Origin of the sequence: Xanthomonas sp. CPBF 426, assembly GCF_903989465.1 — a bacterium.
Taxonomy (GTDB): domain Bacteria; phylum Pseudomonadota; class Gammaproteobacteria; order Xanthomonadales; family Xanthomonadaceae; genus Xanthomonas; species Xanthomonas euroxanthea.
Genome location: NZ_LR861805.1, coordinates 3,007,831 through 3,027,569 on the forward strand (window position 1 = coordinate 3,007,831; position 19,739 = coordinate 3,027,569).

At 65.0% G+C, this 19,739-nt stretch carries 15 protein-coding genes; 6 read left to right on the plus strand and 9 right to left on the minus strand.

The features are described from left to right. Positions 1-295: 295 nt before the first annotated feature. The 4 genes from H7A87_RS12860 to H7A87_RS12875 all read left to right on the plus strand — a co-directional run bounded on the left by H7A87_RS12860 (position 296) and on the right by H7A87_RS12875 (position 10,351). Positions 296-3,343, plus strand: coding sequence for a TonB-dependent receptor (locus tag H7A87_RS12860; protein WP_119128511.1), 3,048 nt, complete (start codon positions 296-298; stop codon positions 3,341-3,343). Between the two features lie 241 nt (positions 3,344-3,584). Beyond that, positions 3,585-5,687 carry a M13-type metalloendopeptidase gene (locus tag H7A87_RS12865; RefSeq protein WP_180497025.1) on the plus strand — a complete coding sequence of 701 codons (2,103 nt, stop codon included), beginning with the start codon at positions 3,585-3,587 and terminating at the stop codon, positions 5,685-5,687. A 378-nt stretch (positions 5,688-6,065) separates the two neighbouring features. Further along, a complete protein-coding gene (locus tag H7A87_RS12870) occupies positions 6,066-8,165 on the plus strand; it encodes a M13 family metallopeptidase (RefSeq protein ID WP_119128510.1) in 2,100 nt (699 codons plus the stop codon). 173 nt (positions 8,166-8,338) lie between these two features. After that, the gene (locus H7A87_RS12875; RefSeq protein ID WP_119128509.1) at positions 8,339-10,351 is read left to right on the plus strand and encodes a M13 family metallopeptidase; all 2,013 of its coding nucleotides are present in this window, start codon (positions 8,339-8,341) and stop codon (positions 10,349-10,351) included. Between the two features lie 216 nt (positions 10,352-10,567). Here the strand turns inward: H7A87_RS12875 and H7A87_RS12880 are convergent, their stop codons facing one another. From H7A87_RS12880 to H7A87_RS12910, 7 genes are all read right to left on the minus strand, one after another. Beyond that, a complete protein-coding gene (locus H7A87_RS12880) occupies positions 10,568-11,266 on the minus strand; it encodes a rhomboid family intramembrane serine protease (protein ID WP_026064941.1) in 699 nt (232 codons plus the stop codon). Between the two features lie 40 nt (positions 11,267-11,306). Further along, the gene (locus tag H7A87_RS12885) at positions 11,307-11,714 is read right to left on the minus strand and encodes an MGMT family protein (RefSeq protein ID WP_119128508.1); all 408 of its coding nucleotides are present in this window, start codon (positions 11,712-11,714) and stop codon (positions 11,307-11,309) included. A gap of 297 nt (positions 11,715-12,011) precedes the next feature. After that, a complete protein-coding gene (gene gorA, locus H7A87_RS12890; RefSeq protein WP_119128507.1) occupies positions 12,012-13,382 on the minus strand; it encodes a glutathione-disulfide reductase in 1,371 nt (456 codons plus the stop codon). Next, positions 13,379-14,629 carry an FAD-dependent oxidoreductase gene (locus tag H7A87_RS12895; RefSeq protein WP_119128506.1) on the minus strand — a complete coding sequence of 417 codons (1,251 nt, stop codon included), beginning with the start codon at positions 14,627-14,629 and terminating at the stop codon, positions 13,379-13,381. The genes gorA and H7A87_RS12895 overlap by 4 nt, the downstream gene beginning before the upstream one ends. Positions 14,630-14,636: 7 nt before the next feature. Continuing rightward, positions 14,637-15,881 carry a DUF418 domain-containing protein gene (locus H7A87_RS12900; RefSeq protein WP_119128505.1) on the minus strand — a complete coding sequence of 415 codons (1,245 nt, stop codon included), beginning with the start codon at positions 15,879-15,881 and terminating at the stop codon, positions 14,637-14,639. Then, positions 15,878-16,114, minus strand: a complete 237-nt coding sequence (locus tag H7A87_RS12905; protein WP_119128504.1) for a hypothetical protein — start codon at positions 16,112-16,114, stop codon at positions 15,878-15,880. The genes H7A87_RS12900 and H7A87_RS12905 overlap by 4 nt, the downstream gene beginning before the upstream one ends. Then, on the minus strand, positions 16,089-16,568 hold the full coding sequence (locus H7A87_RS12910; protein WP_115677565.1) for a peptidylprolyl isomerase: 480 nt from the start codon (positions 16,566-16,568) through the stop codon (positions 16,089-16,091). The genes H7A87_RS12905 and H7A87_RS12910 overlap by 26 nt, the downstream gene beginning before the upstream one ends. A gap of 46 nt (positions 16,569-16,614) precedes the next feature. Here H7A87_RS12910 and H7A87_RS12915 point away from each other — a divergent pair, with 46 nt between their 5' ends. Both H7A87_RS12915 and H7A87_RS12920 read left to right on the plus strand, forming a co-directional pair. Beyond that, positions 16,615-17,223 (plus strand): C40 family peptidase, encoded by a 609-nt coding sequence (locus H7A87_RS12915; protein WP_180496681.1) that lies wholly within the window; start codon positions 16,615-16,617, stop codon positions 17,221-17,223. A gap of 109 nt (positions 17,224-17,332) precedes the next feature. Continuing rightward, complete coding sequence (locus tag H7A87_RS12920; RefSeq protein WP_119128503.1) at positions 17,333-18,082, plus strand: C40 family peptidase; 750 nt, start codon at positions 17,333-17,335, stop codon at positions 18,080-18,082. A 223-nt stretch (positions 18,083-18,305) separates the two neighbouring features. Here H7A87_RS12920 and H7A87_RS12925 read toward each other — a convergent pair whose 3' ends face one another. Together H7A87_RS12925 and H7A87_RS12930 are read right to left on the minus strand one after the other, a co-directional pair. Further along, positions 18,306-18,797 carry an acyl-CoA thioesterase gene (locus H7A87_RS12925; RefSeq protein WP_104648042.1) on the minus strand — a complete coding sequence of 164 codons (492 nt, stop codon included), beginning with the start codon at positions 18,795-18,797 and terminating at the stop codon, positions 18,306-18,308. 102 nt (positions 18,798-18,899) lie between these two features. Beyond that, positions 18,900-19,739 (minus strand): class I SAM-dependent methyltransferase, encoded by an 840-nt coding sequence (locus H7A87_RS12930; RefSeq protein WP_180496683.1) that lies wholly within the window; start codon positions 19,737-19,739, stop codon positions 18,900-18,902.

The following is a 19,739-nucleotide window of genomic DNA, read 5'->3' on the forward strand; positions in this document are numbered from 1 at the left end:
CTACCGCCGCAGGCCTGCTCGCCATAGTCGCGACAGCTTCCTGACTTCAGGCCTGGCTTATCTGTATCGAATGTAACTACTAGTTAAAAAGCGTTGTTGAGGTTGTTTGTTTCTGTGTGTCGCAGCGCCTGGAATTGTGCCGAATTACTCACTTTCGATGCGGATTGACGATATTTTATTAACAAATCATGTCGATTGCTTGCGCTGCAGCGCAGACATTCATTACGTTCGGGTTAAGGCCATCTGACTCTCCGATGACCGTCCCTTATCCGCACTCCCAGTTGAAAGGTCAGGAATGAGCAATCAGTTTCGTCGCCAAGTCATCAAGCGCACCGCTCTCGCCGTCGTGCTCAGTGCTTGCCTAACCAATGGCGCGGTCTACGCGCAGAGCACCACCGGCAGCATCTACGGCAGCGCTCCCTCCGAAGCCGGCAGCACGATTGTCGTTCAGAGCGACACCGGGCTGAGCCGCACCATCACCGTAGACGCAAACGGCCGTTACAACCTCGGCTCGCTGCCGGTCGGCGCCTACACCGTCACCTTGAAGCGTGGCGATCAGGTCGTCGATACGCGCAAGAACGTGCAACTACGCGTCGGTTCGGGTACCGAGGTTTCGTTCGCTGGCGCAAGCGCTGGCAGTAATGCCGATGCAACCACGCTGGGCGCGATCACCGTCACCGCGGCCAATGCACCGAAGATTGATGTCAGCTCGACCAGTTCGCGATCGGTGATCACCTCCCAGCAGCTTGCGATCCTGCCCCTTGGCCGTAGCGCGGAAGCAATTGCCTTGCTGGCACCGGGTGCCGTGGCGGGCAGTGGCGCATTCGACAACGGCTCACGCTCGGTCGTTTCGTTCGGCGGCGCCGGCGTCACTGAAAATGCTTACTACATCAACGGATTCAACGTCAGCAACCCGCTTAGCAACCTCGGTGGCGTGAGCTTGCCGTATGGCGCGATCGACCAGCAGGAGACCTACACCGGCGGCTACAGCGCGCGTTACGGTCGCTCGACCGGCGGCGTGATCAATCAGGTCGGCAAGCGCGGTACCAACGAATGGCATTTCGGTGCTCAGGCAGTCTGGGAACCCAAGTCGCTCGCAAGTTCGCCCGAGAACGTGCGCTTCCCCAACAACACCTTGCCAGATGGATTTGAATACACCAATCCGGATCAACCCGGCACACTGTATCGCAGCCGCAAGGACGACGCAGCGACTCGCACGGTCTATAGCGCGTATGCGGGCGGCCCATTGATCGAAGACAAGCTGTTTGTTTTCGTGGCGGGCGAGTCGGACAAGACCGATGGCGTTTCCACCAACTCCAGCGCGGCAAGTGTCCTGGGACGGAACAACTATGCCTATAGCGCGCCAAAGTTTTACGGCAAGATTGACTGGAATATCAACGACAGCAACATTGTGGAATACACCCGTATTGAAAGCACTGATCGTCGCGCTGGGTATTACACCGATTTCGATTACGACACATTAACCGGTGGTGGTCGCAGCGGCACGTTCGCTGATACCTACAAGATCAAGGACCGGTACGACATCTTCAAATACACCGGCTATCTCACCGACGACTTGACCTTGAACGCCACATGGGGCCGTAGCCGTCAAGACAATCTGCAGGGCAATCCGTACGTCTCCAATCTTCCTTACCTGCAGAATGTTACTAACCAGGATCCTGCGCTGACCGGTGGTACGCCGATCACCAACGATCAGGCGAGTAACCGCACCAAGGCAGATCGTCCCCAGAACAAGACCCGCAGCCTGCGCCTCGAACTCGAATACCGGCTTGGTGACCACGACCTGACCGCCGGCGTGGACAACATGTATTTCAATGCGTCCAATGAAGGCGTTCAGACGACCGGGCCGGGATACCAGTGGCTGTTCGCGCGTCAGTCCAACCCTGCGATCGACATCCGCCCGAGCCTGGGTGTCGGCCCGTCCGGCGGCAATGGCTACTACGCGCAGCGCCGCATTTTCACCACGACAACAAGCATGGCAGTCGAGCAGAAGGCGTATTACCTGGAAGATCGCTGGCAAGTCACCGACAAGTGGCTGGTGTTGCTTGGCATCCGTAACGACAAGTTCACCAACTTCAACAGCGCAGGCGCTCCCTATGTCGACAGCGGCGACCAGTGGGCACCACGTTTGGGCGTGAGCTGGGACGTCTTCGGCGATTCGTCGCTGAAGCTGTACGCCAACCTGGGACGCTACTATCTGGCACTGCCCAATAGCGTTGCGGTGCGCGGTGCATCTGCTTCCACCTATACCGATGAATACTTCGCCTACAGCGGGCTGGACGCAAATGGAGAGCCGACTGGCTTGAGGGCGTTGGGCCCGGGCCCGGTCTCTTCGAATGGTGAATACGGCCAGACGCCCGACCCGAATTCGTTCGCACCGAGCGACTTGAAGTCTCAGTACCAGGATGAGTTCCTGATGGGCTTTGAGAAGACGCTTGGCGAGAAGTGGAACTCGGGTGCAAAGGTGACCTATCGCAAGCTGCAGACCGCGATCGATGACGTCTGCGATACAGGCCGGATAGCCGATAAGCTCGAGGCCAGTGGTATCGATTCCTCGTCCGTTGCCATTCCTGGCTGCGTGATGTTCAACCCTGGCGAAACCAACACCTACAACTTGGCCAATGTCGACGGCTCGGGCCGCACGCAGGTGCGTATGTCTCAGGAGGATTGGGGATTCACCAGCGGTGCCAAGCGTAACTACGTGTCGGTCGACTTGTTCCTGGAACATCCGTTCGACGAAAAGTGGTTCGGCCGCGTCGATTACACCTGGTCGCATCTGTACGGCAACACCGAAGGCCAGGTGAAATCCGATCTGGGACAGGCTGACGTTTCCAAGACGCAGGACTGGGACTCGGCAGAGCTGATGTACTACGCAGGTGGAAGTCTGGCCAATGATCGCCGCCATCAGTTCAAGGCATTCGGTGCCTATCAGTTCACACCGGAATGGATGGCATCTGCCACGCTGCGCGTGTTGTCCGGCACACCAAAATCGTGCCTGGGCTATTTCGGCGAGGGCGAGCAGGATCCGATTGGCTATGAGTCGGCTTACCACTATTGCGCCGGTTCTCCTTCTCGTCCGGGCGACGCAGGCCGCACGCCTTGGCTGACGAATCTGGATCTGGGCGTGACCTATCGCCCGTCGTTTGCCGATCACAAGCTCGCCATCGGGCTGCAGGTCTTCAACGTACTCAACGACCGCGATGCCACACGTACGGAAGCGGTGTACGGGGACGACCGTTACACGGTGTCCAACACCTATGGCATGGGCACCTACTTCAACCCACCGCGCTTCGTCCGTCTCTCTGCGGCTTATGACTTTTAAGCGCAGCGTTCAGAACTAGAACACGCACTTCTCCACGGCCCCGAAAGGGGCCGTTTTTTTTAGTGCGTCCCCTACTGCAGCTGCGTCGGAGCCCGCCTCCCGCCCCTCTACACACGCCGCACCCATGACCTTCGACACCATGCCATCCGGCTGGCGAGGCGTAGAGTGCCGGCCACAGCCCCGGCGACGGGGCGTCCCACATCTGCTCCTGGAGCCCTTTGTGATTCGTACACCTCATTTGTTGACCTTGTCCCTGGCCGTGGCCGCCGCCTTGAGCGGTTGCAAGAAATCCGAAGACGCCGCGCCGGCCGCGCCCGCGGCCAATACCGCCGCAACCACCCCCGCTGCACCCAAGACCCTGACCCTGGACCAGAGCAAGCTGCCGGCCGTGAACCAGTTCACCGCCGCCGATCTGGACCCCAACGGCAATGCCTGCACGGATTTGAATGCCTACGCCAACGCCAAGTTTTTGGCCGCCAACCCGGTGCCGGGCGATCGCACCAGCTGGGGCGCGTTCGAGATGCTCGACGAGCGCTCCAATGCGATCCAGCAGCAGCTGGTCGAACAGGCCGCAGCCGACACCGGCGCCACCGGCGTGGAAAAGATCGTCGGCGACCTGTGGTCCACCGGCATGGACGAGGCCAAGATCAATGCCCAGGGCATCGAGCCGCTGAAGCCGGAACTGGCCGCGATCGACGCCATCAGCGACCAGGCCAAGCTGGTCGACTATCTGCGCAGCAGCGCGGCCAAGGGCAACAACGAGCTGTTCGGCTTCGGCGCCGAGGCGGATTTCAAGAAGTCCAGCCAGAACATCGCCTATGCCATGCAGGGTGGCCTGGGCCTGCCGGACCCGGAGTACTACACCAGCGCCGCCAACAAGGCCAAGCTGGAGGCCTACCAGGCGCACGTGGCCAAGGTGCTGGAACTGTCCGGCGTGGCCGCGGCCGATGCCGCCGCGCAGGCCAAGCAGGTGGTCGCGTTCGAAACCCGTCTGGCCAAGGTCTCCAAGACCAGCACCCAGATGTCGCGCGATGCGTCACTGGCCTACAACCCGATCTCGCCGGCCGATGCCGACAAGCTGACGCCCAACTGGTCGTGGACGGAGTTCTTCAAGTCGCAGGGCGTCCCCACGCCGGAGATGTTCTCGCTGGCGATCCCGGCCTTCCACCAGGAAGTGAGCAAGATGATCGCCGACACCGATCCGGCGATCTGGCGTGCCTACCTGCGCTTCCACACCGTCGATGGCGCCTCGCCGTTCCTGAGCCAGCCGTTCGTCGATGAGAACTTCGCGTTCTACAACCAGACCCTGCGCGGACAGAAGCAAATCAAGCCGCGCTGGAAGCGCGTGCTGGCCACCATCAACAGCCAGACCGGCGAAGCGCTGGGCCAGATGTACGTCAAGGTCGCCTTCCCGGCCGATTCCAAGGCCAAGATGGAAACCCTGGTGACCAATCTGCGCACTGCGCTGAAGGCCCGCATCGAAAAGCTGGACTGGATGAGCCCGGAGACCAAGACCAAGGCGATCGCCAAGTGGGAGAGCTTCACGCCCAAGATCGGCTACCCGGAAAAGTGGCGCGAGTGGAACGGCTTGACCACCAGCCGCGACAGCTACCTGGGCAACGTGATGGCCGCGTCCGAGTACAACTACAAGTGGAACCTGTCCAAGATCGGCAAGCCGGTGGACAAGACCGAATGGGGGATGAGCCCGCAGACGGTCAACGCCTACTACAACCCGCTGCAGAACGAGATCGTGTTCCCGGCCGCGATCCTGCAGCCGCCGTTCTTCGACCCGAATGCGCCGGAGGAAATGAACTACGGCGGCATCGGTGCGGTGATCGGGCATGAGATGACCCACGGCTACGACGACCAGGGCAGCCGCTTCGGTGCCGACGGCAACTTCATCGCCGATCCGGGCTGGTGGACGCAGAAGGACCTGGACGCGTTCAAGGCGCGCACCGGCAAGCTGGTCGCGCAGTTCGACGGCTACCGCACCCCGGCCGGCGACAAGGTCAAGGGCGACCTGACCCTGGGCGAAAACATCGCCGACCTGGGCGGCCTCAACACCGCCTACGACGCGATGAAGACCGCCACCGCCGGCAAGGACGATCCCAAGACCGACGGCATCACCCGTGACCAGCGCTTCTTCCTCAACTGGGCCACGGTGTGGCGCCGCAACTTCACTCCGGAAGAACTGGTGGTGCGCCTGAAGACCGATCCGCATGCACCGGCCAACTTCCGCGCCATCGGCGCGCCGTCGAACATGCCGGCGTTTGCAGCCGCGTTCTCGTGCAAGGCCGGCGATCCGATGGTGCGCCAGGGCGACAAGCAGGTGGTGATCTGGTAATTGCACGGTAGCTGCAAACAACGGGGGCGGCGATCGAGAGATCGTCGCCCCTTTGTTTTGCGGCAGTGGAGCGCGATGCCGCCAAGATCGCGCGCTACGCCTGCAGGTGGCAAATTCAAGACGGGCATCGCGCATCGGACACGGCTTGCTGCAGGTGGCGCAACTTACGCAGGCCGCCTCTCTTTGCGTCTCCCCTTGCCATTTACACCCTTAGGCGGCCTGCCACGGCGCATTCTTGTTCCTTTTTCAGGCCATGCCATCGGGCATCGGTGCCCCACCCCTCGTCGCCTTCAAAACAAGTCTCAATAAAGCTCAAGCCTGCGTGCCGGCACGGCAGCGCCCGCCTATCCTCGGCGCTCCTTCCTGCCCATTTCCGCCATGTCCGCCATCAAGACCTCGACACTCGCCCTTAGCCTGCTGATCGCACTGGCCGGCTGCAAGCGCGCATCCGACGACGGCAGCGCCACGAAGACGCCGGACGCGCTGGCGCCTGCGGCGACCCTCGCCCCATCCAAGTCGGCGCTGGACATCGGCGAACTGGATCCGACAACAAGCGCATGCCAGGACCTGGACAACTTCGTCAACGAAAAATGGCGCAAGGCCAACCCGATACCGGCAGATCGCACCAGTTGGGGCGTCAGCGACATCCTGACTGAACAAAGCGAACTCGTGCAGCGTGAGATCGCTGAAGCCGCAGCTAAGCACGCAGGCGCACAGGCCGATCCGGTGGCCCGCAAGATCGGCATGCTGTATGCGTCGGGCATGGACGAGGCCGCGATCGAGGCTGCGGGTGACCAACCGATCCGTCGGCAACTGGAAGCCATCGCCGCGCTGACCTCCGGCAGGCAGGTCGCCGATTACATCACCGGCCGCTACGCAGAGGGCGACGCGCAGGTCTTCTACTTCGGCGCCGGCGCCGATTTCCACACGGCGGACATGCAGATCGCCTTCGCCACCGAGGGCGGCCTGGGTTTGCCGACCAAGGAGTACTACAGCGCCGCCGAGTACGCGCCCATCCGTGCGGCGTATCTGGACTACATCGCCAAGTCGCTCGAACTCACCGGCATTGCCAAAGACCCAGCGCGTGCGCAAGCCAACGATGTGCTTGCGCTGGAAACGCGCCTGGCGGCTGCTACGTTGAGCCGGGTCGAGGCACGTCAACCGCAGAATCAGTATCACTTCGTCAGCCTGGCCGAAGCGGACAAACTGACGCCGCACTTCTCCTGGACGCGCTTCTTCGCCGCCCAGGGCGTGGACGCAGGGTCCGGCTTCTCGCTGTCGCATCCGCGCTTCTTCGCAGAGTTCGACCGTCAGCTCGCCAGCGCTCCGATCGCGCAGTGGCAGGCCTACCTGCGCTTCCATACCATCGACGATGCATCCGGCGACCTCAGCAAGCCCTTCGCCGACAACAACTTTGCGTTCTACGGCAAGACGCTGCACGGGCAACCGGAACAGGAACCCCGCTGGAAGCGCGTGCTGCGCAGGGTCAATACCAGCATGGGCGAAGGCCTGGGCCAGCTGTATGTGGCCAGGATGTTCACCCCCGAAGCCAAGCAGCGCGCCAGCGAGCTGGTGGACAACATTCGCGCTGCGCTCAAGGTGCGTATCGAACAGGTCGACTGGATGAGTGCGCAGACCAAGGCCAAGGCGCTGGCCAAGTGGCAAACCTTCCAGCCGAAGATCGGCTACCCCGATACCTGGCGCGACTGGTCCGGGCTGGAGATCGTTCCCGGCGCGTACCACCGCAATCTGCAGGCGGCGGCCACATTCAACTATCGCTACGACATCGCCCAGATCGGCAAGCCGACCGACCGCACCCGTTGGGCGATGACCCCGCAGACCGTCAACGCCTACTACGACCCCAGCGCCAACTCCATCAACTTCCCGGCAGGCATCCTGCAGCCACCGTTCTTCGACCCCAAGGCCGACGATGCCCTCAACTATGGCGGTATCGGTGCAACGATCGGGCATGAAGCCATGCACGGCTTCGACGACCAGGGCAGCCAGTTCGATGGTGCGGGCAACAACGTGAACTGGTGGACGCCACAGGATCGCAAGGTATTCGAGCAGCGGGCCGATGCCCTGGTTCGACAGTTCGATGCCTACGCTCCACTGCCCGACCACCCCGACCTGCACGTCAATGGCAAGCTCACCCTTGGCGAAAACATCGCCGATCTGGGCGGCACCAATGTCGCCTACGACGCGCTACAGGCGGCATTGCGGGCGCATCCCGAGCGGGCAGCCGCCATCGATGGCTACACCCCGGATCAACGCTTTTTCCTGGGGTTTGCGCTCAGCTGGCGCGGGCAGATGCGTGAGAAGCAGCAACTGGTCGATCTGGCAAGCAACCTGCATGCCCCCGACAACCTGCGCGCGAACGCCTCGCCGTCCAACATGCCGCAGTTTGCCCACGCCTTCGCCTGCAAGCCCGGCGATGCGATGGTGCGCCCGGACAAGGACCGCGTGGTGATCTGGTAACCGGCTGCAAGCGCTTCCACCTACCCACCACCGACCGCACAGGCCCGCACACGCGGGCCTGTCGCGTTCACGCAAACGCCCAGTAGCGGAGACGAACGGCAGCGGGCACATGCCTGCGCAGCACGCAGCCTTGCTAAACTCCGCCGACTTCAATCTGGCCACCCGTCTTCTCGATGCCCACCATTCGTCCGCTTGCCCTCGCTCTTGGCTTCAGCCTGATCACGCTGCTGTCCGCCCCCGACGCCGACGCCGCTCGCAAGAAGAAGGCTGCCCCCAAGGCCCCGGCCGTCTCGGCGGCCTGCACCAACTTCTACGATTACGCCAACGCCGGCTGGCTGAAGGCCAACCCGATGCCGCAGGCGGGTGCCGTCACCGCACTGGGCCAGTTGTCCGAGCGCGCGCTGCAGCAGCAACGCGACTTGCTGGATGCGTCGATGAAGGCGCCGCAGGGCAACGTGCAGAAACTGCTCGGCGACTTCTGGGCCAGCGGCCTGGATGAGGCCGCCGTGGAAAAAGACGGCTCCAATCCGATCGCCCCCTTGCTGTCGCGCATCGATGCGATCAAGAAGGCCAAGGATGTGCCCGCTTCCATCGCCGCACTGCACCAGGTCGGCATCCCGGTCGGCTTCAACTTCGGCCCGGACGTGGACCTGAAGGCGCTCGACCGCCACATCGGCTACTTCATGCAGGGCGGCATGGGCCTGCCCGATCCGGCCTTCTACACCCGCACCGATGCCGACACCCAGGCGCTGATGGGCCGCTACCGCGCCTACGTCAAGCAGATCCTGGCGCTCACCGGCACCGCCGCCGACAAGCTCGACGCCGATGCCGCCTCGGTGCTGCAGATCGAGACCGCGCTGGCACGCAGCGCGCAGTCGGTGCAGGGCATCAACAACCCGTTCAACAACTACGCCCCGATCGCCACCAAGGAGCTGACCAAGCAGTACAAGAACCTGCGCCTGGCCGACTTCCTGGAAGCGCAGGGCGTCAAGGACGACCTGGTGTCGATGGCCGACCCGGCCATGTTCAAGCAGCTCGACAGCATGATCGTCAGCATCAAGCCGGAACAGTGGAAGGCCTATCTGCGCTGGCGCGTGGGCGATGCGATGGCTCCGTACCTGTCCAAGAGCTTCCACGATGCCGAGTACCAGTTCCGCGGCCGTCTGCTGCGTGGCGATGCCCTGCCGCCGCAGCGCTGGCAGCAGGTGCTGGACGCGATCAACATCGCCGCCGGCCCGATGCTCGGCCGCGAATATGTGGCGCGCTATCTGAGCAGCGACACGCGCCGCCAGGCCGAAGCCATCGCCGACCAGATGCGCGACGCACAGCTGGCCGCGCTGGAGCGCACCGGCTGGGGCAACGGTGAGGTAGTGGCCGAAGCCAAGGCCAAGCTGGCGGCGATGAAGATCGAAGTCGGCGCGCCGCGTCGCGATCTGGATTACACCGTGCAGCCGATGGGCCGCGGCAGCTTCGGCGGCAACATGCTGATCGCCTCGACCTGGCGCCACCGCGAGGAGATGAAGCGCATCGGCAAGGGCAACGCCGACCGTCGTTGGGATGTGCTGCCGCAGCAGCCGGCAGTGGCCTACGACATCGCGCAGAACCGCCTGATCATCACTGCCGCCGTGCTGCAGCCGCCGGTGCTCACCGCCGGCAGTACGCCGGCCGCGCAGTACGGCGCCTACGGCGCGCTGGTCGCCCACGAAATCACCCGTGCCATTGACGCCAAGGGTTCGCTGGTGGATGCCAAGGGCGAATTGCGCAGCTGGTGGACGCCGGCCGAAAAGACCAGCTGGACCCTGCTGACCGGCAAGGTGGCCGAGCAGTTTGGCGCCTACCCGTATCCGGGCGTGCCCAACGTCAAGGTCAACGGCGCGCAGACCGCCGAAGAAAACCTGGCCGATCTGGCCGGTATCGAACTGGCCTGGCAGGCCTTCAGCAAGGCACAGCCCGCCGCCACCGAGGCCGACAAGCAGGCCTTCTTCACCGCCTGGGCCGGCTTGTGGGCCCAGCAGCTGTCGCCAAACGAAGCGGTGCAGCGCGCCAGCGCCGACATCCGTGCACCGGGCCAGTGGCGCACCAACGGCCCGCTGTCCAACCTGCCCGAGTTCGGTGCGGCGTTCAGCTGCAAGGCCGGCCAGCCGATGCAGCGCGTGGATGCCGAGCAGTTGAAGATCTGGCGCTGATTCAGGCGCCAGGACATCACTGGCCATCAATACACGGTGGCAGGCAATGAAAAAGAGCGCGGAATCCGCGCTCTTTTTTTGTCTCCGGCGTTTATCGATCTGCCTACCAGCCTGAAACACCCTGGTCGTAGGAGCGGACCTGGCCGCGACAAGGCTTTACCGATAAACCGCCGTCGCGGCCAGGTCCGCTCCTACGAGGCGATGCGCTGCCGGACCTCAGCGCACCACGCGCAGCGGCGGCTTGCGCCCCTTGCCACCACCCTTCCTGCCGCCGCTGCCGCCAAACGGCGACTGCCCGCGCCAGTAACGGATCATCAGCCAGCCGAACAGCATGCCGCCCAGATGCGCGAAGTGGGCCACGCCCGGCTGCCAGCCGGTTGCGCCCAGGAACAGCTCGATCGCACCGAACACGATCACGAAGGTGCGCGCCTTCATCGGGATCGGCGGAAACAGCAACATCACCCGCTGATTCGGAAACAGCATCCCGTAGGCCAGCAACAGGCCGAACACACCGCCTGACGCACCTACCACCGGCGCCCCGCTCTGGGTGAACCAGGCCATCAGCAATTGGCACACGCCGGCACCGGCCACGCACACCAGGTAGTAGGTCAGAAAGCGCTTCTGGCCCCAGGTCTGCTCCAGTGCCGCACCGAACATGAAAAGTGCCAGCATGTTGAAGAACAGATGGTTGAACCCGCCATGCAGGAACGCATAGGTCAGCAACTGCCACGGCATGAAGCTGGCGCCGGGCGAGAACGCATCGAAGCCGTTGGAGATCGGCCACAGCATCAGCGACGACAGCGCCGCATCGGAGGGCAGCACGCCGGCGCCCAGGTCGCCCAGTGCCCATTGCAGCAGGAACAAGCCAATATTGGCGATCAACAACGCTTTGGTGACGGGCGGCAGTTGGGGCATGACGGCATCCTTCGGAATGCCAACCATCATAACGTCAGGCTTATGAAGGTCCCCACACGGCGGCATCCAGCCGCTGCGCGGCACTGGTGCGGCGCACCCGGCCCTGCTCGACCGCCACGCCTTCGGCACGCAGCCGCCGACATTGCTCGCGGTAGCCGGACGAACCGTCCGGCAATGCGATCCGGCCATCGCTGCGCAGCACCCGGTGCCAGGGCAGGTGCGGATCGTCATTGCCGCTGAGCACGCGGGCCACCAGCCGCGCCCGCCCGGGCAGGCCGGCGCGCAGTGCGACCTCGCCATAGCCTGCGACCTGGCCGGAAGGAATTGCGCGAATCGCGGCCAGGATGCGCAGTCGCGCCTGTTCGCTGGAGAGCGCGGCGCCGTGGGAGGCGGCGCGCGCAGGTGGGCCGGCAGGGGGAAGCGTCACTGGTTTGCGGGGCTTGGACATCGCGCAAGGATGCCAGCGATGAGGCATGACCGGCTGTGGACGGCAGATCGGCAGTTGATTGACGCGCCGATTGTGCCGGACCCTCACCCCAACCCCTCTCCCGAGGGGAGGGGCTTTGATCTGTTCGCTCGCAGGGCCCTGGCCTGCGTCAAGCACACTTACGTCGGGTGCAGAACTAGCGTGCGGTGTTGCGCGGGGCTGCCACACGTTGTGTAACGCAGGGGCCGACGTCAGTACCGGCAAGGGACTGATGCCCTCGTTGGTCCGGCCACAACAGCCGCATCGATGCACAGTGCATCAGTGCATTAACACGATCTCTTCCGACGAAGTGGGATGGATTGCCACGGTCTCGTCGAAGTCGCGCTTGGTCGCGCCCATCTTTACGGCCACCGCGAACCCCTGCAGCATTTCGTCAGCGCTTTCGCCCAGCAGATGCACGCCGACCACGCGCTCTTCTTCGCCCACGCAGACCAGCTTGAACAGGCTGCGCTGCGGCGCGTCGGCCAGCGCATGCAACATCGGACGGAAGTTGCTGCGGTAGATGCGTACCGCACTGCCGTGCCGCGCGCGCGCCTGCTCCTCGGTCAGTCCGACCTGCCCGAGCGGCGGATGCGAGAACACCACGCTCGGCACGCCTTCGTAGTCCATGCGTGCATCCGGCTGCCTGCCGAACAGGCGGTCCATCAACTTGCGACCGGCCGCGATCGCTACCGGCGTCAGCCCGACCTTGCCGCCGACATCGCCGATGGCATGGATGTTCGGCACGCTGGTGGTCTGCCCTTCGTCCACCACCACCTCGCCCTTGTCGCCCAGGCGTACGCCGACCGCTTCCAGACCCAGCCCCGCTGTGTTGGCGCGTCGGCCGGTGGCGAAAAACACTTGGTCGAAGACGTCGTTGCCCTGCTCGCTGGGGTGCGCGGGATGGCCGTGCACGCGCAGCTTGCCGTGTGCATCGCGTTCCAGGCCGGTGGTGGAAAAACCGAAATGCAGGCGCACGCCCAGGTGCCGCAGGTTGTCGGCCAGTTGCAGGGTCAGCTCGGCATCGAAGCGCTCCAGCAAGCGATCGCCCTGTACGAACAGATGCACGCGACTGCCCAGCGCCTGCAGCAGGCCGGCAATCTCCACCGCGATATAGCCGCCGCCGACGATCGCCACCTGCGCAGGCGCATGACAGAGATTGAAGAAATCGTCGGACACCTCACCGTGCTCGGCACCGTCGATGTCCGGCCGCAGCGGATGCGCACCGGTTGCGATCACGATGTGCTCGGCAGTGACGGGCACGCCATCGCCGCCCATGATGGTATGGCGATCCTGCAGCACGCCGCGCTGCGGAATCATGACCACGCCATCTTCGTTGAGCCGACGCCGATAACTGGCGTGGATGTTGTTGATGTAGCCCTGCCGGTGCGTGACCAGTTCCTGCCAGGCCAATGTCGGTCGCGACACATCGAAACCCAGCGCCCCGGCCAGCTCGATCTTGCCGGCCAGATCGGCCGCCAGCCACATCGCCTTCTTCGGCACGCAGCCGAGATTGACGCAGGTGCCACCTAATTCGTTCGGCTCCATCACTGCCACGCGTGCACCGTGCCTGGCCGCGCGAAACGCAGCGGCCAATCCACCGGAGCCGCCGCCCAGGATCACCACGTCGTAGTCGTAACGGGCACTCACGCGAATCGCTCCGCCCGGTAAGGATGCGGGTCCAGCGCAGGTGCGCGGCCCGTGATCAGGTCGGCCATCAGTTGTCCGCTTGCAGTGCTCATGCTGATGCCGAGCATGCCATGCCCGGCTGCGAGCCAGACGTGAGGACGCCCCGGCACCGGCCCCAGCACCGGCACGTCGTCCCAGGTCATCGGCCGCCATCCATACCAACGCTCGATCACGGCCGGGCCGGCCGGCGCATGCAGATAATCGGCCGCTGCGCGCTCCAGCGCCGCCAGGCGCGTGGGGTTGAGGCGGGTGTCGCGTCCGGAGAATTCCATCGTGCTGCCGATACGCAGCCGATCGCGCCACGGCACCACGAACACCCAACGGTCCTTCAGCACCACCGGGCGGCGCGGCATCAATGCCGGGGCGGTATAGGTGATCGAATAGCCCTTGCCGGCCTGCACCGGCAAGCGCAGCCCCAGCTGCGCCGCCAGCACCGGCGACCACGGGCCGGTTGCGATGACCACCTCGCGCGCCTGCAATCTCCCGCGCTCGGTGTGCACGCACGCGCCGCGTGCGTCCGGCACCACCGCATCGACGCGGCACTGCGCCTGGATCACCGCACCGCGCGCACGCAGCACCCTTGCCAGTTCTGCGGTGTAGCGCTCCGGACGCAGATGCGCATCGCCGGGGAAATGGATCGCACCGGCAATGCCTGCGCGAAATGCCGGGTCCTGGCGCAGATAGTCGGCGCCCTCGATGATCTCGGCCTGGATGCCCCACTGTGCAAGCACGCCGCACTCGTGGCGATACTGCGCAAAGCGGCGCGCGTCGCCGAACACGTAGTCCAGCCCATCGCTGCGAAATTCGCAGTCCAGTGCATAGCGCTCGACCCAGTCATCGAAGCGGTGTCGCGCATCGCCCAGCAACGCCGCGCGCGCCTGCGCGCTGGCCTGCCAGTGACGCGTATTGCAGCGCTGCGCAAACCGCAGCAACCAGTGCCACAGCGCCGGATCCAGGCGTGGCCGGATATACAGCGGCGCGTCCGGCGTCAGCATCCACTTCAGCGCCTGCGCGATCATGCCCGGTGCTGCCAGCGGCGGCGCATGGCTCGGCGTGATGGTGCCGCAGTTGCCGTACGAAGTTGCCGCACCCACCGCACCGGCATCGAGCACGTGCACCTGCCGCCCCGCCTCGACCAGGGCCAGCGCGGTCGCCAGGCCGATGGCGCCGGCACCGACCACCACCACATCGACAGGCGCACCGCTCATGTGCGCACTACCCCACGCGCGCACTGCTGCGACGCATCGGCGGCACGCGCAGATAGGTCACGCTGCGCCATAGCCATTCCACCGGCCCGAAGCGGAACCAGCGCAGCCACAGCTGGCTCAGCACCACCTGCAGCGCAAACAGCACCAGAGCGAACGGCAGTTGCCATACGCGCGGCAGCTGTTCGAAGTAGCCAAGCCCGTAACCGTAGAAGATCCACGTGCACACCAACGACTGCATCAGGTAGTTGGTCAGCGCCATGCGTCCGGCGGGCGCCAGCCATGCCAGGCGCGGCGCCAGGCGTACCACCCACGCCGCATAGCCCAGGCTCATCAGCGGGCCGGCAATCAGCGCCAGCGCGAAGGCACCCGACAGGCGCAGATCCAGGCGCGCCGGATCGATCCACGGCTCCAGCGCGTAACTCACCCCCATCACGCCCAGCCCGAGCGGCAGCGCGCCGTAGCGCAAGCCCCGGAACAGGCGCGGAAAGCGCTCGGGCGCGGCGATTGCACCACTGCGCACGAACCAGCTGCCCAGCAGGAACATGCCAAGCATCGCCGGGCCGTTGATGCTCAGCCCGGTCAGTGCCTGCTGCAGGTCATGCCAGCGCTGCAGCGTGGCCTGCGCATAGTTGCCGCCACCGAAGGCGGCGCGCTGCGCCTGCACGTTGGCTGCCGCCTGTTGCGCTGCGTCGGCCACTGCGGCCTTCCATTCCACTGCAGATGCCGGGTCGAGCTGCGTCAACGTGCCCGCGACGCCGTACAGCAACATCAACCCGGGCGCGCAGCAGTAGACCAGCACGGCAAACCACGGCAGCGTCACCGTCGGCACCGCGCGCGTGGCCAGCAGCAGCAAGGCGAGCAAGGCGTAGGTCACCAGAATATCGCCGGACCACAGCAGCAGCGCATGCGCCAGCCCGATCGCCAGCAGCGTACCGGTGCGACGCAGATAAGGGCCGACCAACCCGCGCCCGGCCTGCGCGGCGCGCTGCGCCATCACCGCAAACCCCATGCCGAACAGCAGCGAGAACAGCGTGTAGAACTTGCCCTGCACGAACAGGTACACCAGCGCATCGGCAACCCGGTCGGCACCATGCCAATGCGGCTCCACGCCGGTGATCGCCAGATCGAGCGGACCGACGAAGGCTTCGATATTCATCAGCAGGATGCCCAGCAGCGCGAAACCGCGCAGCACATCCAGCACCACCATGCGCTCGCTGGTTGCAACGGGCAGCAGAAGATCGCGCGGGCTCATCGCGGCCCGGACAGCACGGCGCGGCGATCGCGGCGCGCACCATGCAAGCAGCCCGCCGAGATGGCGGGCCGCAGAAACACATCCAGCGAACGCTGGCCGGGCGAACACGACCGGCGCGGGCGAATCGGCATCACCACGCGGGGCATGCCGATGTTGCCGATTGCCCGCATCGGCCCGCCCGCTTCACAGACCGTATAACGGCTGCGCTCAGTGGTGATGGCCGCCTTCGCCATGCACATGCCCGTGGTCGCGCTCTTCCTGGGTGGCTTCACGCACTTCGATGATCTCCACGTCGAAGTGCAGGTCCTTGCCCGCCATCGGGTGATTGAGATCGACGTCGACCACGCTCATGCCGACCTTCTGCACCGTCACCGCGCGCGGGCCGAAGTTGGTCTGCAGCACCACCTGGGTGCCGGGTACCAGCTTGGTGGCGCCGAAGTGCTTCTTGGGCACGCGCTGGCTCAGGCCTTCGCGGTATTCGCCATACGCTTCGGTGGCCTTGACGTCCACGCCGAAGCTCTCGCCGGCCTCCTTGTCCATCATGGCCGCTTCCAGGCCCGGAATGATGTTGCCGTGGCCGATCATGATCGCCAACGGGTCACGCTCCTTGGAGCTCTCGATCGGCTCCTGGCCGAGCTCGGAAACGGTGTAGTGGAAGCGGACGACGCTGTCTTTTTCGATCTTCATGCCTGGCTCTGGATAGGCTGCCCGGTGGCAGACGGTGGAGGACGGCTTGTCGGCCGCCGGGTGCGCCGCCATCATGGCGACCTTTCGAACCGCCCATTATCCCGGCTCCATGCATATCACGCCAGTTTTCGCCGCCCGCGCCCGCCGCGTGGTGGCCAGTTCGTTGCTGGGCCTGCTCGTGCTGCTGGGCGGTTGCGCACAGGCGCCGGTTCGCCGACCGGCCGCCACCAAGCCGGCGGCACCGCGGGTCTGGCCGCAGGTGCCGCCGTCGAACCCGGCCGCCGCCAACAACATCCTGATGCGTGCGCTGGGCCTGGTCGGCACGCCGTACCGCTTTGGCGGCAATACGCCGGAAACCGGCTTCGACTGCAGCGGGCTGGTCACCTATGTCTACAAGGACGTGCTGGCGCTGGCGCTGCCACGCACCTCGCGTGAACTGGCCGCGGTGCAGGGACCCCGCATCCCGCAGGAGAAACTGACCACCGGCGATCTGGTGTTTTTCGGCTCCAGCGGCAACGTGACCCACGTCGGCATTTATGTCGGTGAAGGCCGCTTCGTGCACGCCCCCACCACCGGCGGTACCGTCCGCTTGGATTTCCTGGATGGCGCCTACTGGCGTGACCATTATTCAGGCTCAAAGCGGGTTTTGCCCTGATATGTGACGCGCATCACATTTCATAAAACGGAAATTTAACCTTTTTTGAACGTAACGATTCTTTCACCAAGGCATCATCCCGCATCGACAGCAGAATTGTGATTCCCGCGTGACGAACGACGAACAGATCATCACTGGCGCCGCACCGCTTCCGCCCCGGAAACCGCTCCGCCTGCTATGCGCCACCGCTCTTTGGCTCGCAGCCCTTCCCGCCCTGGCACAGACCGCCAACGGCACCGCATCCGCTCCGCAGGCGGCCCCGCCGGACAGCACCGTCGCCGCCGAGAAAGCCGCAACCCGCAGCCGCGCCGACGCCGCTGCCACCGCAACACTGGCCGCCCTGCTTCCGCATCTGGCCGCCAACGACGCCATTCCGCTGATGGACCGTTCGGCGATGTTCGCCGGTGACCTCAGCCGCCTGCTGGCCAACTACGACGTGTCCCAGAGTGCGGCCAACGCCGCGCAGAACGCCGTGGCCGACAGCCGTGTCCAGGTGATCCTGCAACGCGCCATGGCCCTGCTGGGCACCCCGTACGTCTGGGGCGGCGAGTCCACCGAAGGGTTCGACTGCAGCGGCCTGGTCGGCTATGTGTTCAAGACCGCCCTGGGCATCGACCTGCCGCGCGTCTCGCGCGACATCGCACGCGACGAGTCTGCCGAGCTGATCAAGGACCCCAACGCGCTCAAGGCCGGCGATCTGGTGTTCTTCGGCAGGCGCGGCCGCATCGACCATGTGGGTCTGGTGGTCGGCGATGGCAAGTTCCTGCATGCGCCCAGCCGCGGCAAGGACGTGCGGGTGGATTCGCTGGCCAGCGGCTATTGGAGCGAGAAGTTCATCCAGGCACGCCGGGTGCTCTGACCCACTGGTGGACACTGCGTCGATTGCATGACAGAGGCCGCGGCGATCCCGCGGCCTTTTTGCTGCGTCGTCGTCGCGCGTGGGCGTCCCGTAGGCCCCATGACCGCTGCATGACAGCGGGTGGCATCCATCGCCGTGCCAAGTGGCAGGCAGCGAGCATCAGGCTGCCTGTCGCACCTCGCGCATGGCGGGGCCAACGGCGCAGCGCAGCGCGCGCCGCAGGTTACCGCGAGGTGTCGGCCTGGTAATGCGCCATGGTGTCCTCGATGCCTTTACTCAGCTCCATTACCTTGAGCGCGTATTCGGCCAGGCGCTGGTCCTCCGGGGTACCCGGCTGCCAGGACGGCACTGCCACCGGGGTGATGCCGTCCGGGTCCATCGCCACGAACACGATGATGCAATGCGTGCATAGCCGCGAGTCGCCACCCATCGGGCTGCGTGCACGCACGTCGATGGCAAAGTGCATGCTGGTGCGGCCGGTGTAGACCAGCTTGGCTGATACCGCGACCAGATCCCCGATCCGCACCGGCGCCACGAAGCGAATGCCGCCCACCGCCACGGTGACGCAGTAGTGCCCGCTCCAGCCACTGGCCGCGGCAAAGCCGACCTGGTCGATCCACTTCATCACCACGCCGCCATGCACCTTGCCGCCGAAATTGACGTCACTGGGCTCGGCCAGAAAACGAAATGTCAGATCACGCTGTTGGCCAATCACCGCCCGCCCTCGTCAATGGATGAGCTGGCAGTGTGCCATGCGGGTGGGACGCCGGTGCGCACGACCCAAACACCCGATGCATGGTCCGGCAGCGCGGTTGCTTCACCCAGGACGTAGCGCGTCCAGGTTGTCCTGTTTGCGCAGACACAACCAGGGAAAATGCGGCTGCCGCAGCTTGAGCATCCGCCGCAGGCGCGCGCTCGGGCGTCGCGGGTCGAACAGGCGCTGCACCGCAAAGCGGTCGAAGCTGGCGTAGGTGTGCTGGTGGTAGTGCGCGGCCAGCGCCGGAACACCCAGCTCGGTGAAGTAGCGCAGGCTGCGCGCCGCGCTTGCATCGGCGGCGTGCGCATCCGCATACAGCGGGCTGTCGAGGATATGCAGCTCGCCGCCGTCGCGCAGTTGGGCGAGCAGGCGGATGACCAATGCCGCGGGGTCGGCGAAATACTGGATGCAGGCCGGGATCACGATGAGGTCGAAGAGATCGCGCGGCAGGGCCAGGGTCTGGATGTCGGCGGCGATGAAACTCAGGCGCTGGTCGTGGCCGAACACGCGCGCGGCCTGGGCCAGTTCGGTGCGGTTGACGTCGATGCCGCAGACATCGCGCTGCAGCGACTGCGCCAGCAACTGCGACAACCAGCCGTTGCCGCAGCCCAGTTCGGCAATGGCGCCCTCGCCTGCCTGCGCACGCAGGTGCTGGACCAGCAACGCGCTGGACAGCGCACGCACCTGCCATTCCAGACTGGCGCCGAGCTTGCCGCCGGGGCGCGGCAGGCTGCGTACCTGTGCATCGGTGTAGAGCCGGCCTTCCTTGCGCCGGACGTCCAGATACTGCTGCTCGAACGGGTCGTCGGGCAACGACCGCTGCACGAACACGCCGTCGACGCTGTGCAGCTCAGGCACCTGCTGCAGGCGATCGCGCAGTGTGGGAGACCCGGCGCGCAT